This window comes from Rhodococcus sp. JCM 9793 (assembly GCF_055380405.1).
The window spans coordinates 2,916,482-2,929,208 of sequence record NZ_AP043721.1 but is presented as its reverse complement, the minus strand read 5'-3'; the positions used below and the strand labels follow the sequence as shown (position 1 = coordinate 2,929,208).

Genomic DNA, 12,727 nt, shown 5'->3' with positions numbered 1-12,727 from the left:
GTTGGGATGGACGCATGCCCATCCCTGATTTCGTCGCCGACCTCCGCGCTCACGTCGGGCACGATCCGCTGTGGTTGTCCGGCGTGAGCGCGATCGTCCTCGGCGACGACGGCCGCATCCTTCTCACCCGCCGCGCCGACAACGGCAAATGGGCGGTGGTGTCCGGCATTCTCGAGCCCGGTGAGCAGCCGGCGGTGGCCGCGGTCCGCGAAGTCGCGGAGGAAACCGGGGTCGATGCCGAGGTGCTACGGCTCACGAGCGTCGATGTCACCGAACCGATCACTTATCCCAACGGGGACGTCGCGCAATATCTGGACGTGTCCTTCGTGATGCGCGCGACCGGCGGATCCGCCCGGGTCGGCGACGACGAGAACCTCGAGGTGGCATGGTTCGCGCCCGACAACCTGCCCACCCCGCTCACCGCAACGTCAGCACTGCGGCTGGAGAAAGCGCTCGCCGATCGCCCTGAAGCGTGGTTCCGGAGGCCGTGACACCGCTCCGAACAGCGCTCCGGCCGAATGTCGTCCGCCAAGCGCGACATTCGGCCAGAGCGATGCATCAACCGGATACGGGAGTCGGACTAGAAGTCCCAGTCCGCGTCCTCTGTGACGACGGCCTTGCCGATCACGTACGAGCTACCCGACCCCGAGAAGAAGTCATGGTTCTCGTCGGCGTTCGGCGACAATGCCGACAGGATCGCCGGGTTGACGTCGGCCTCGTCCTTCGGGAACAGCGCCTCGTAGCCGAGGTTCATCAGCGCCTTGTTGGCGTTGTAGCGCAGGAACTTCTTGACGTCCTCCGTCAGACCCGCTTCGTCGTACAGGTCCGAGGTGTAGTGGGTCTCGTTGTCGTACAGCTCCAGCAGCAGATCGAAGACCCATTCCTTGAGCTCGTCGCGCTCTGCCTGCGTGACCTTCTCGAGGCCCTTCTGGTACTTGTAGCCGATATAGTAGCCGTGCACCGCTTCGTCACGGATGATCAGCCTGATCACGTCGGCGGTGTTGGTGAGCTTCGCCCGCGACGACCAGTACATCGGCAGGTAGAAGCCCGAGTAGAACAGAAACGACTCGAGCAGTGTCGAGGCGGCCTTGCGCTTGAGTGGATCGTCGCCCTGGTAGTAGTCGAGAATGATCTGCGCCTTGCGCTGCAGGTTCTCGTTCTCCTCCGACCACCGGAACGCATCGTCGATCTGGCGGGTGGAGCAGAGCGTCGAGAAGATCTGCGAGTAGCTCTTGGCGTGCACCGACTCCATGAACGCGATGTTCGTCAGTACCGCTTCCTCGTGCGGGGTGACCGCGTCGGGGATCAGCGACACGGCACCGACGGTGCCCTGGATCGTGTCGAGCAGGGTCAGGCCGGTGAACACGCGCATGGTGAGCTGCTGCTCGTACTCAGTGAGCGTGCCCCAGGACGGGATGTCGTTGGAGACGGGCACCTTCTCGGGCAGCCAGAAGTTACCGGTGAGGCGATCCCACACCTCGGCGTCCTTCTCGTCGGGGACGCGGTTCCAGTTGATCGCCGACACGCGGTCGATCAACTTGATCCGGGCCCCGTCTGCGGGTGAATGCGATACAGAGGTCATCGGTTACCTACCTGAATGTCTTCGTGGGACGGGAGCGGCCAGGGCTGGATCAGAGCATGCACGAGACGCAGTTCTCCACCTCGGTGCCCTCGAGCGCCATCTGACGCAGCCGGATGTAGTACAACGTCTTGATTCCCTTGCGCCACGCGTAGATCTGGGCCTTGTTCACATCGCGGGTGGAAACCGTGTCCTTGAAGAACAGAGTCAGAGACAGACCCTGGTCGACGTGCTGTGTGGCCGCCGCGTAGGTGTCGATGATCTTCTCGTACCCGATCTCGTACGCGTCCTGGTAGTAGTCCAGGTTCTCGTTGGTCAGGTACGGCGCGGGGTAGTAGACGCGACCGATCTTGCCTTCCTTGCGGATCTCGACCTTCGACGCCACCGGGTGGATGGAACTGGTGGAGTTGTTGATGTACGAGATCGACCCGGTCGGCGGGACAGCCTGCAGGTTCTGGTTGTAGATGCCGTGCTCGCGGACCGATTCCTTCAGGTCACGCCAGTCACTCCGAGTGGGGATGGTCACGCCGGCATCGGCGAACAGGGCGCGCACGCGATCCGTCTCCGGCTCCCATGCCTGCTCGGTGTACTTGTCGAAGAACTCACCCGATGCGTACTTCGACTCCGGGAACCCCTTGAAATGGGTTCCGCGTTCGATGGCGATCCGATTCGATGCACGCAACGCGTGGAACAGCACCGTGTAGAAGTAGATGTTCGTGAAGTCGATGCCTTCGGCCGAGCCGTAGTAGATGTGCTCGCGCGCCAGATACCCGTGCAGGTTCATCTGTCCGAGGCCGATGGCGTGGGACTCGTTGTTGCCCTTCTCGATCGACGGCACCGACGTGATGCTCGTCTGATCGGACACCGCGGTCAGACCACGGATCGCGACCTCGATGGTCTGCGCGAAGTCCGGCGAGTCCATGGCCTTCGCGATGTTGAGCGAGCCCAGGTTGCACGAGATGTCCTTGCCCACATGACTGTAGGACAGGTCGTCGTTGAACTCCGACGGCGTCGAGACCTGGAGGATCTCGGAGCACAGATTCGAGTGGGTGATCTTGCCCGCGATGGGATTCGCCCGGTTGACGGTGTCCTCGAACATCACGTACGGATAGCCGGACTCGAATTGCAGTTCGGCGACCGTCTGGAAGAACTCACGTGCCTTGATCTTCGACTTGCGGATGCGCTTGTCGTCGACCATCTCGTAGTACTTCTCGGTCACGTCGATGTCAGCGAACGGCGTCCCGTAGACACGTTCGACGTCGTACGGCGAGAACAGGTACATGTCCTCGTTCCGCTTCGCCAACTCGAAGGTGATGTCGGGGATCACGACGCCGAGCGAGAGCGTCTTGATGCGGATCTTCTCGTCGGCATTCTCACGCTTGGTGTCGAGGAACCGGTAGATGTCGGGGTGATGGGCGTGCAGGTACACCGCGCCGGCACCCTGGCGTGCGCCGAGCTGATTGGCGTACGAGAACGAATCCTCGAGCAGCTTCATGATCGGGATGACACCCGAAGACTGGTTCTCGATCTTCTTGATCGGCGCACCGTGCTCGCGAATATTGCTGAGCAGCAGTGCGACTCCGCCACCTCGCTTGGACAGCTGAAGTGCGGAGTTGATGGAGCGGCCGATCGACTCCATGTTGTCCTCGATACGGAGGAGGAAACAACTCACCGGCTCGCCACGTTGCTTCTTGCCGGAGTTCAGGAACGTGGGGGTCGCCGGCTGGAATCGACCGGAGATGATCTCGTCGACGAGGTGCCGGGCGAGGATCTCGTCGCCGTCGGCGAGGGTCAGCGCAACCATGCAGACACGGTCCTCGAACCGTTCGAGGTAGCGCTTACCGTCGAACGTCTTGAGTGTGTACGAGGTGTAGTACTTGAACGCACCGAGGAACGTCGGGAAACGGAACTTCTTCGAATATGCCTGCTGGAACAGCGATTTGACGAATTCGCGCGAGTACTTGTCCAGAACCTCGGGCTCGTAGTACTTCTCCTCGACGAGGTAGTCGAGCTTCTCGTCGATGTTGTGGAAGAAGACGGTGTTCTGATTGACGTGCTGAAGGAAGTACTGGCGCGCGGCAGCCACGTCCTTGTCGAACTGGATCTCGCCGTTGGGGCCGTACAGGTTCAACATCGCATTGAGTGCGTGGTAGTCGAGCGACTCGTCGGCCGCGGCGCTCGTGGTCCGAGCGGGATCGGTAATGGTCACAGTGCTGCCCCTACATATCGGAAGGTATGAAATCAGCCGCGCTGCCGGCAGGCCCGCGGTACTCGAGAACTGCGGGCCGAGACCCGCCTGTGCGTTATGCCGTCTGGAGGCTCTGCCCCCAGAATTGTGCGAGGCCATCCCGGACACGCTCCACGTCGTCGGCCGTGCCCATCAGTTCGAACCGATACAGATACGGGACCTTGCACTTTCGTGAAACGATATCGCCTGCGAAACAGAACGATTCGCCGAAGTTCGTGTTTCCCGCCGCGATCACCCCGCGGATCAGACTCCGGTTGTGCTCGTTGTTCAAGAAGCGGATCACCTGCTTGGGCACGAAATTCGTGTCGCGACCTGTGATGGTGGTGCCGCCGCCGTATGTGGGCAGGATCAGCACGTACGGATCATGGACCTCGAACGCACCCTCACGGTCGTGCAGCGGGATCCGGACTGCGGGAATCCCGAGTTTCTGCACGAACCTGTGGGTGTTCTCGGATGCGCTCGAGAAGTACACCAGAGACGTCCCCGGGGTAGACCCCTGCGAGGTCATCGGTACTCACCAACTTTTCGGTCGATTACGAAGGCCGGCCCGTCGTACAGTGCCGTTTCTGCTGCAGCGATCCGCGTGGGATCAGGCAGCGACCGCGAGAGCCTTGATGCGATCGGGACGGAAGCCCGACCAGTGATCCTCGCCCGCCACGACGACGGGCGCCTGGAGGTAGCCCAGAGCCATGACGTAGTCGCGGGCTTCGGGGTCCTCGGAGATGTCGACGACCGCGTACTCGATTCCGGCCTTGTCGAGGGCTCGATAGGTGGCGTTGCACTGGACGCAGGCAGGCTTGGTGTAGACGGTGATGTTCATGGGATTCCCCTCTTCAACACGGCCGTGACGGGCCGGACGACTGACTGCTGCGCGATGCTCGAATGCCCATCGAACCGGCTCGATCTCACTTCCCCGAGAGATCCATGCCGTATGGGATTCCAACGGTCTCGACACTACACCTTGTGCCCGATAGATACATAGAACCCAGGATGTTGTGAGTTACATTCTTGATATTCCCAGGTCGCCTCACTTTCGCACTGCGGAAAGGACGCGTCTGCGGCGTGTCGAGGGCCGCCTTCGCGGTGCAGTTCCACACAGTGTGACGCGACCCACCGACAAGTACCGGTGGGCCGCGTCACGGAACGATCAGGGCAGCGCGCCGGACACATCCTCCAGGTGCGCCGGAAGGTTCCTCACCCGGACTCCCGTCGCATGCCACAGCGCGTTGACAACAGCCGCCGCGCTGCCGACGATGCCGATCTCACCGACACCACGTGATCCCGTCGGAGTGGCCCGCATATCGTCCTCGTCCAGCCATGCGGCGTCGACGTTGCCGACGTCGGCGTGCGTGGACACGTGATAGTCGGCCAGATCGTGATTGACGACGTGTCCGAAACGGCCGTCGCGAATGCTCTCCTCGAACAGCGCCATGGAGATCCCGAAGCACATCCCACCGATGAACTGCGAGCGGGCAGTGCGTGGATTGATCACCCTCCCCACCGAGAATATTCCCAGCATCCTGGGCACCCGGATCTCACCGGTATCGGCATCGACGCCGACCTCCGCGAAATGCGCGCCGTACGACTGTGCGCGGTAGTGTTCGAGCTCCCGATTCTCGCCTGCAGCCGCAGTCGTTTCCGCGCCTGCCTCGGGACTGTCGCCGAATCGTTTCCGGAACTGCTCCGCCGCGGTCATGATCGCGGTACCCCACGACGAGGTACCCGACGAACCGCCTGCGACCGTCGCATTGGGCAGCGCGCTGTCGCCGATCTCGACGCGCACGTCGTCGACGCCGCACCCGAGTGCATCCGCGGCGATGAGGGTCAGTGCAGTCCATGCACCTGTGCCGAGGTCTGCGGCACCGATCTGCACGGTGAAACGGCCGGCTCCGTCGTGCCGGATCGTCGCCTCCGAACCGGGATTGACCATGTGCGGATATGTGGCGACCGCGACGCCGGTCCCGATCAGCCACCGACCGTGACGCCGGAGCCCCGGCGTGCGATCGTGCGCGTCCCAGCCGAACCGTCGTGCACCTTCACGGAGGCATTCGACCAGTCTCCGGGACGACCACGGCTTCCCCGTCTCCGGATCCACGTCGGGTTCGTTGCGGAGCCGCAACTCGATCGGATCGATCCCGCAGGCCTCTGCGAGTTCGTCCATCGCAACTTCTCCGGCGTACATACCCGGAGCTTCTCCGGGCGCGCGCATCCAGAACGGCGCAGGTACGTCCAACGCCACCGCGCGGTGCGTAGACCTCAGGTTCGGTACCCGATACAGGTTTCGGGACGACACCGCGGCCTGCTCGACGAACTCCGAGACGTGCGACGACTGCGTGTATGCCTCGTGGATCAGTCCCCTGATGGTCCCGTCGCGGTCGGCGGCGATGCGTACATGCGATGCGGTCGGCGCGCGATAGCCGACGTAGCCGAACATGTCCTGCCGCGAGACGGCGAACTTCACCGCGCGCCCGGGTAGCGTCCGGGCAGCCATGGCGGCGAGCACGTCGTGCGCATGAGGCGCACCCTTGGATCCGAACCCTCCGCCGATGTACGGGCAGATCACGCGGATCTTCGAGGGGTCGATCCCGAGGACCGGCGCGAGCGCCTCGACCACGCCGTGCGGATGCTGAGTCGAGTCGTAGAGCGTCAACTCGTCGTGCTCCCACAGTGCCACCACAGTGTGCGGTTCGAGCGGGTTGTTGTGCTCCTCGGGAGTCGAGTACCACTCGTCCACAACCACATCGGCAGCATCGAAGGCGGCGTCGACGTTTCCCCGCTCGCTGTCGGCCGGGTAGCCGCCGTTGACCTTCTCCGGTGCATACATCGCGGGGTGATCGTCCCGGAATCCGGCGTCGTGCGGTTGCCGGTCGTACTCGATCGCCAACTGATCGCACGCCTGCCGGGCCGCTTCGGGCGTCTCCGCGATCACAGCGGCAACGATCTGCCCCCGATACGCGACCTCCGGGCTCTGGAGGACCACATACTCTCCCTCCGCTTCCGCTGTCAGACGCGGAGCATCGAAGGGAGTGAGTACCTCGAGCACACCGGGGACGGCCAGTGCCGCTGCCGTGTCGATGTTCCGAACCGCGCCGCGTGCGATCGTCGCAGTCGCGGGAACGAGATACACCGGATCCGCTACACGGTGTTCGTATGCGTACGGCGCAGTTCCCGTCACCTTTCCAGGTCCGTCCAGCCTTGCGGTCGACGTACCGATGGCACGGTCCTCGATGTGGTTCATGCAGGCTCCTCACGAGAAATCCGGTCGGAAAGCTCTCGCAACACCGCGACGACGGTGCGCCGGAGCAGCACCACCTTGAAGGCATTGCCGTCGAGTGGTTGCGCGTGGGCCAACTCGGCGTCCGCTGCTGTGGCGAACACCGGATCACTCGGGTGGTGCCCCAACAGCGCGTCCTCGGCACGATGCGCCCGCCACGGACGGTGGGCGACTCCGCCGAACGCGAGCCTGCACCCGCGGATCGCACCGTCGGTCACGGTCAGTTCTCCCGCTACCGACACCAGGGCGAATGCGAACGCGGCGCGATCTCGGACCTTGCGATAGGTCGACGCGCTGCCCTGCGGTGGAGGAATGTGGACGCCCACGATGAGATCCTCGCGCGCGAGGTCGGTGTCGAGTTCGGGTGTGTCCCCTGGCAGGCGGTACAACTCCTCGATCGGGATGCTCCGTTCACCTTCCGGTCCGAGAACAACGACTTCCGCGTCGAGGGCGAGCAAGGCCACAGCCATATCGGACGGGTGCGTGGCGACACATGCATCGGACGCACCGAACAGCGCGTGATACCGGGTGTACCCACCGAGAGCCGAACACCCGCTGCCCGGTTCACGCTTGTTGCACGGAGTCGATACGTCTCGGAAATACACACATCGGGTGCGCTGGAGGAGGTTCCCTCCGGTGGTTGCCGAGTTCCGCAGTTGCGGCGACGCACCCGAGAGCAGCGCACGGGACAGCATCGGATACCGGCGACGCACAACGGGGTGCGCGGCAAGGTCGCTGTTGCGCACATTGGCACCGATCCGGACACCGCCGTCCGCGGCATCGACGATGTCGTCGAGCGGCAAGTGCGAGATGTCGACCAGCAGGTCCGGCGTCTCGACGCCGAGCTTCAGATTGTCGACGAGATTGGTCCCTCCGGCAAGGAAGACCGCGTGCGGATTGTCATGGACGAGCGCGACCGCGCCGGCTGAGTCGGCGGCCCGCTCGTAGCGCAACGACTTCATCCCTCGAGCCTTCCGGTCGATACGCCGGTGTCCCTGCCCGCGAACTCGGAAATCGCCGCAACGATGTTCGGATACGCCCCGCACCGGCACAGATTGCCGCTCATTCGTTCGCGGATCTCGTCGCCGTCGAGAGCAACGGTCGCTTCTAGATCCTCGGTGACGTAACTGGGATCTCCGTGCGCAACCTCGTCGAGCATCCCCACTGCGGAACAGATCTGGCCAGGTGTGCAGTATCCGCATTGGAACGCATCGTCCTCGATGAACTGCTGCTGGAGTGGATGCAATTCGTCATCCGAGGACAGTCCGGCGGCGGTGACGATATGGGCCCCGTCATACGAGACCGCGAGAGCGAGGCATGTGGTGACGCGGCGACCGTCGAGCAGCACGGTGCACGACCCGCACTGACCGTGATCGCATCCCTTCTTCGGGGCGGTGACATCGAGGCGGTCGCGAAGAGCGTCGAGAACAGTGGTGCGTACATCGACTGTGACCCGGCGTTGTGCACCATCGACATGGAGCACTATGTCGCGCTCGTATTCGTTCACGACAGAGGTCGACGCGTTTTCCGTTGCCATGGGTGAAACCTCCGAACGGTGGGCTGTGCCCCCAGCATTCCCGTCGGCGACCCGATCCAATCGTTCTCGGGCGGAATCGCGAATGTCGGGCCACCGCATCCACCCCGCAACTTAGGACATGCTGCCCTAACCGTAAGATCGCTTGACGATGCCGCCTCGGCATCACCACGCAGGAGGAAGATCTTGTCCACAACAATGCATCGCCGCCGCACCCGCGGCGCGCGCCTGGTGGCGGCCGTCGGCGCCCTGGCACTCGGAGTCACCATGACGGCGTGCTCGTCCGACAACGGGTCGAACGACGATGCGTCGACGCCGGCCACCGACTCGAGCGAGTCGAGCGGTGAATGGCCTCGCACCGTGGAGACAGCCGATGGCCCCGTCACTCTCGATGCCCAGCCCGAGCGGATCGTATCGACGAGCGTCACTCTCACGGGCACCCTGCTTGCCCTGGATGCGCCGTTGTACGGCACCGCCGCGCAGCCTCCGAGCACCGTGACCGACGGGGACGGTCTGTTCACACAGTGGGCAGATGTCGCAGCCGAGCGCGACGTAGAGGTCCTCTACCAGGGCGAGCCGAACCTCGAGGCGATCACCGCCGCGGCACCGGATCTCATCGTCGTCTCGTCCAGCGGCGCAGATTCCACCCTCGATCAGGTCCAACTTCTCTCCCAGATCGCACCGACCCTCGTCTACGACTACTCGGACAAGTCGTGGCAGGATCTGACCACGCAGATGGCCGAGGCGGTCGGCGCAGAGGACCGCGCGGCCGAACTTCTCGAAGAGTTCGACAGCAAGGTCGACGAAGCGAAGAACACGATCGCACCCGCACTCGCCGAGGACAATACGGTGAGCATCCTCACCTACAATTCGCCCGAGGATTCCCGGATCTTCACAGACGAGTCCGCCCAGGGCCGTCTCGCCACACGGCTGGGCTTCGAGATCGCGTCCGTTCCCGAAACGGCAGGAGCGGCCGCTGCCGGGCGCTCGGACATCATCGCCGTGGCGACCGAGAACCTGCCGCTGGCGCTGACCGGCGGAACCACCTTCATCATCAACGCCCTACCGGAGGACGCCGACCGCTTGAAGACCGATCCGACGCTGGCCAACACGAAGTCGGTCCAGAACGACGCTGTCCACGCGCTCGGCTACGACAGCTTCCGTCTCGACTACTACAGCGCGAACAACGTCGTCGACCGCATCGTCGACGCGCTCGGCTGATCCCCGACACCCGGTCGCGAACGTCTCCGATATCTGTCGCGAAACACACGGCGGGGCCGGAAACCTCAGCGGTTTCCGGCCCCGTTCGCATGCGACGATCGTGATCAGGCGCTGGCGAGAGCCGCCTTCGCGTCGACGAGAGCGGTCACGACAGCAGCGATCTGCTCCGCGGTCTCGGCGTGCTCCTTGGCGTGGGCCTCACCGAACTTGCCGAAGGTCTCTCCGACGGTGAGCGACCCACCCTCGACGACCTTGCCGCCGGCGATACCCACAACCTTGGTTGCATCCTCGAGCGCCCACTTGCCGGCGTTCTTGCTCGGCGACTGGCCCACGATAGCGACCGGCTTGCCGCTCAGGGCACCCACACCGTACGGGCGGGAGAGCCAGTCGATGGCGTTCTTCAGCACAGCGGACAGGGTGCCGTTGTACTCGGGCGTGACGAGCAGGAACGCATCGGCGTCGGCAGCAGCATCACGCAGAGCGGCAGCGGCGGCGGGGACGGTCTCGCCGTCGAGATCTTCGTTGTAGAACGGGACGTCTGCGAGCCCCTCGTAGACGGTGACCTCTACATCGTCGGGAGACACCGCGACGGCGGTCTCTGCGAGCTGACGGGTCACGGCGGCGCTGCGCAGGCTGCCCACGAGGGCGAGTACTCGGGTCTGGGCCATGATCGGATCCTTAGAGTCTGGGAACAACTACGACGAGCATAACCGGACTGCGGTCCGATTCCATTCCGGGTCGGATAAAGTGTGACCTTGTGAACACCCCGCTACCCATGGCCGGCGAAAGCACCGAACGGTGCGACGCCGCCCGCAACCGACAGCGCCTCCTCGACGCCGCCGCGCTGCTCGTCGCCGAACGCGGACCCGACGCGGTGACCATGGACGCCCTCGCAGCGCGCGCCGGCGTCGGCAAGGGAACGGTGTTCCGTCGCTTCGGCTCACGGGCGGGACTCATGGCCGCACTCCTCGATCACAGCGAGTCCGCATTCCAGTACGCCTGCATGTACGGTCCTCCCCCGCTCGGGCCCGACGCCGAGCCGATCGCGCGGCTGATCGCATTCGGCCGGGCACGCATCGAACTCGTCGAAGTCCAGGGCGAACTGCTCCGCGCGGCGGAGAGCTCCGTCGAGACCCGCCACGGCAACGCTCCCAGGCAGGTCTCGCTGATCCACCTCGAGATGCTCCTGCGCACGATCGGGATGGGCACCCGGTCCGGCCTGCTCGCCCACTCACTGTTGGCAGCACTCGACCCCGGCTTGATCCTGTACCAGTGGCACGAGCTCGGCCATTCGCTGAAAGAACTCGCCGACAACTGGGCCGACCTCGCTCATCGGGTCGTCACCGGCGACAGCATTCCGAGCACGGAGTACTCCACATGAACCCGAGTGCAGAACGCTCCACGTAGCGTGAGCGGATGACTCGCATCCTCGGCGTCCTCGCACTGTGTTCCGTGGCAGTCGCTGTCTCCGCATGCAGCACCGGCGCATCCGCCCCCTCCGACTCCGGCTCGGCCGACGACCTCACCGGTCGTACGTTCATCTCGACCGAGGTGACCGGCGACGCGATTCCCGGCGGCGGGCCGCTCGTCGTGGAGTTCCCCGAGACCGGCCGTCTCGCCGCGACCGCGGGCTGCAACCGCTTCGCCGGCGGGATCGACCTCGCAGACGGCACCCTGAGTGCCCCGAATCTCGCAAGCACGATGATGGCGTGTCCACCGCCTGCAGATGGAGCCGATGGATGGCTCAGCACCCTACTCGCGGGTTCACCGCAGTGGAGCCTCGAGGGCGACGTGCTCACCCTCACGGGCAGTGAGACCACCGTCTCCCTGACCGACAAGAAGGTCGCCGACCCCGACCGGCCGATCACCGGAACCGAATGGGTCGTCACAACCATGCGCACCGCCGACGCGGTCATGTCGTCGGTCGCGCTCGAGACCGCCGCTCCGACCCTGGTCGTCACCGACAACGGACAGGTCTCGGGCAGCACCGGATGCAACCGCTTCACCGGAACCGCCCAGGTCGGCGACGGCACCCTCGCGTTCGGCCCGCTGGCGACCACCCGCGTCGCGTGCACCGACCCCGAACTCACCGAGATCGAAAACCATGTCCTCGCGGTCCTCTCGGGTGAGACAGGCTATGTCCTCGACGGGACGGAGATGACACTCACGGCGTCGAACGGAGTCGACGGTCTGGGCTACCGGGCACGATAGCTACCGGGCACGTCAGGCCGTCGGCCCGGTCAGTACCGCTCCTCGAGCCACTGCGCGAGTGCCCGGGCCGCGGCGTCGATCTGCTTCGGCCAGTCCATCGCGGTGTCGTCGGCATGGTCGCTCACGTACTTGACCAGCCGGACCCCCGCTCCCATGTGGGCGGCGGCGTGGGCGATCGCGAAACCCTCCATGTCGACGAGATCGGCCCGCGCGGCCAACGCGTCTCGAACCTCGGCGTCGGAGACGAACGTGTCGCCGGTCGCGAGGACGCTGCCGTCGCCGCCAGCGACCGAGAGTTCGTCCTCGACCGGATGTCCCAGGCTGCGCAGCACCTTGCTGCTGATGTCGTGATTGATCACTGTCGACGGCACGTACAGGCCTCCGTGATGACCGTGCAGCGCACCCGCCGTGCCGATGTTGACGACGAGCGGCCGTGCGTCTTCGGGGAAGCGCGCGAGCGCCGCGGTGACTGTCACGGCGGCTGTGACCTTCCCGATGCCGGTGATGAGGACGTCGTACCGATCGGGCACATGCGCCGCTTCGGCCTTCGTTGCGGATACGACGAGAATCCCGTTCACGTGCTGCCCTTCCCGGTCCGATGGGTCGTCCTCGCACCACTCGGTGCAGCGACAACCAGTTCCCGCACCGTATCGCGGCGCG

At 64.6% G+C, this 12,727-nt stretch carries 13 protein-coding genes; 4 read left to right on the top strand and 9 right to left on the bottom strand.

Annotation, left to right across the window (positions count from 1 at the left end):
- Nucleotides 1-14 precede the first annotated feature (14 nt).
- The gene (locus tag ACZ46K_RS15610; RefSeq protein WP_464749152.1) at nt 15-491 is read left to right on the top strand and encodes an NUDIX hydrolase; all 477 of its coding nucleotides are present in this window, start codon (nt 15-17) and stop codon (nt 489-491) included.
- Between the two features lie 89 nt (nt 492-580).
- On the opposite strand, the gene nrdF is transcribed toward ACZ46K_RS15610, so the two are convergent.
- The 7 genes from nrdF to ACZ46K_RS15575 all read right to left on the bottom strand — a co-directional run bounded on the left by nrdF (nt 581) and on the right by ACZ46K_RS15575 (nt 8,638).
- Nucleotides 581-1,582, bottom strand: coding sequence for a class 1b ribonucleoside-diphosphate reductase subunit beta (gene nrdF / locus ACZ46K_RS15605; protein ID WP_464749151.1), 1,002 nt, complete (start codon nt 1,580-1,582; stop codon nt 581-583).
- A 49-nt stretch (nt 1,583-1,631) separates the two neighbouring features.
- Complete coding sequence (gene nrdE / locus ACZ46K_RS15600; protein WP_464749335.1) at nt 1,632-3,713, bottom strand: class 1b ribonucleoside-diphosphate reductase subunit alpha; 2,082 nt, start codon at nt 3,711-3,713, stop codon at nt 1,632-1,634.
- Nucleotides 3,714-3,882: 169 nt separating this feature from the next.
- A complete protein-coding gene (gene nrdI, locus ACZ46K_RS15595; RefSeq protein ID WP_054810287.1) occupies nt 3,883-4,335 on the bottom strand; it encodes a class Ib ribonucleoside-diphosphate reductase assembly flavoprotein NrdI in 453 nt (150 codons plus the stop codon).
- 81 nt (nt 4,336-4,416) lie between these two features.
- Complete coding sequence (locus ACZ46K_RS15590) at nt 4,417-4,647, bottom strand: redoxin NrdH (protein WP_054810288.1); 231 nt, start codon at nt 4,645-4,647, stop codon at nt 4,417-4,419.
- Nucleotides 4,648-4,974: 327 nt separating this feature from the next.
- The gene (locus ACZ46K_RS15585; protein ID WP_464749150.1) at nt 4,975-7,065 is read right to left on the bottom strand and encodes a xanthine dehydrogenase family protein molybdopterin-binding subunit; all 2,091 of its coding nucleotides are present in this window, start codon (nt 7,063-7,065) and stop codon (nt 4,975-4,977) included.
- Entirely contained in the window at nt 7,062-8,063 is a 1,002-nt protein-coding gene (locus ACZ46K_RS15580; RefSeq protein ID WP_464749149.1) for an FAD binding domain-containing protein, read from the bottom strand. The genes ACZ46K_RS15585 and ACZ46K_RS15580 overlap by 4 nt, the downstream gene beginning before the upstream one ends.
- The gene (locus tag ACZ46K_RS15575) at nt 8,060-8,638 is read right to left on the bottom strand and encodes a 2Fe-2S iron-sulfur cluster-binding protein (RefSeq protein WP_054806938.1); all 579 of its coding nucleotides are present in this window, start codon (nt 8,636-8,638) and stop codon (nt 8,060-8,062) included. The genes ACZ46K_RS15580 and ACZ46K_RS15575 overlap by 4 nt, the downstream gene beginning before the upstream one ends.
- 183 nt (nt 8,639-8,821) lie before the next feature.
- Here ACZ46K_RS15575 and fepB point away from each other — a divergent pair, with 183 nt between their 5' ends.
- Nucleotides 8,822-9,856 carry a Fe2+-enterobactin ABC transporter substrate-binding protein gene (fepB, locus tag ACZ46K_RS15570; protein ID WP_464749148.1) on the top strand — a complete coding sequence of 345 codons (1,035 nt, stop codon included), beginning with the start codon at nt 8,822-8,824 and terminating at the stop codon, nt 9,854-9,856.
- A gap of 104 nt (nt 9,857-9,960) precedes the next feature.
- Here the strand turns inward: fepB and ACZ46K_RS15565 are convergent, their stop codons facing one another.
- The gene (locus ACZ46K_RS15565; RefSeq protein ID WP_464749147.1) at nt 9,961-10,524 is read right to left on the bottom strand and encodes an NAD(P)H-dependent oxidoreductase; all 564 of its coding nucleotides are present in this window, start codon (nt 10,522-10,524) and stop codon (nt 9,961-9,963) included.
- Nucleotides 10,525-10,631: 107 nt separating this feature from the next.
- Between ACZ46K_RS15565 and ACZ46K_RS15560 the strand changes: the two genes are divergently transcribed.
- Both ACZ46K_RS15560 and ACZ46K_RS15555 read left to right on the top strand, forming a co-directional pair.
- Complete coding sequence (locus ACZ46K_RS15560; protein WP_464749334.1) at nt 10,632-11,237, top strand: TetR/AcrR family transcriptional regulator; 606 nt, start codon at nt 10,632-10,634, stop codon at nt 11,235-11,237.
- Between the two features lie 35 nt (nt 11,238-11,272).
- Nucleotides 11,273-12,067, top strand: a complete 795-nt coding sequence (locus ACZ46K_RS15555; RefSeq protein ID WP_464749146.1) for an META domain-containing protein — start codon at nt 11,273-11,275, stop codon at nt 12,065-12,067.
- 29 nt (nt 12,068-12,096) lie between these two features.
- Here ACZ46K_RS15555 and ACZ46K_RS15550 read toward each other — a convergent pair whose 3' ends face one another.
- Nucleotides 12,097-12,645 carry a nucleosidase gene (locus ACZ46K_RS15550; protein ID WP_054807393.1) on the bottom strand — a complete coding sequence of 183 codons (549 nt, stop codon included), beginning with the start codon at nt 12,643-12,645 and terminating at the stop codon, nt 12,097-12,099.
- Nucleotides 12,646-12,727: the final 82 nt, after the last annotated feature.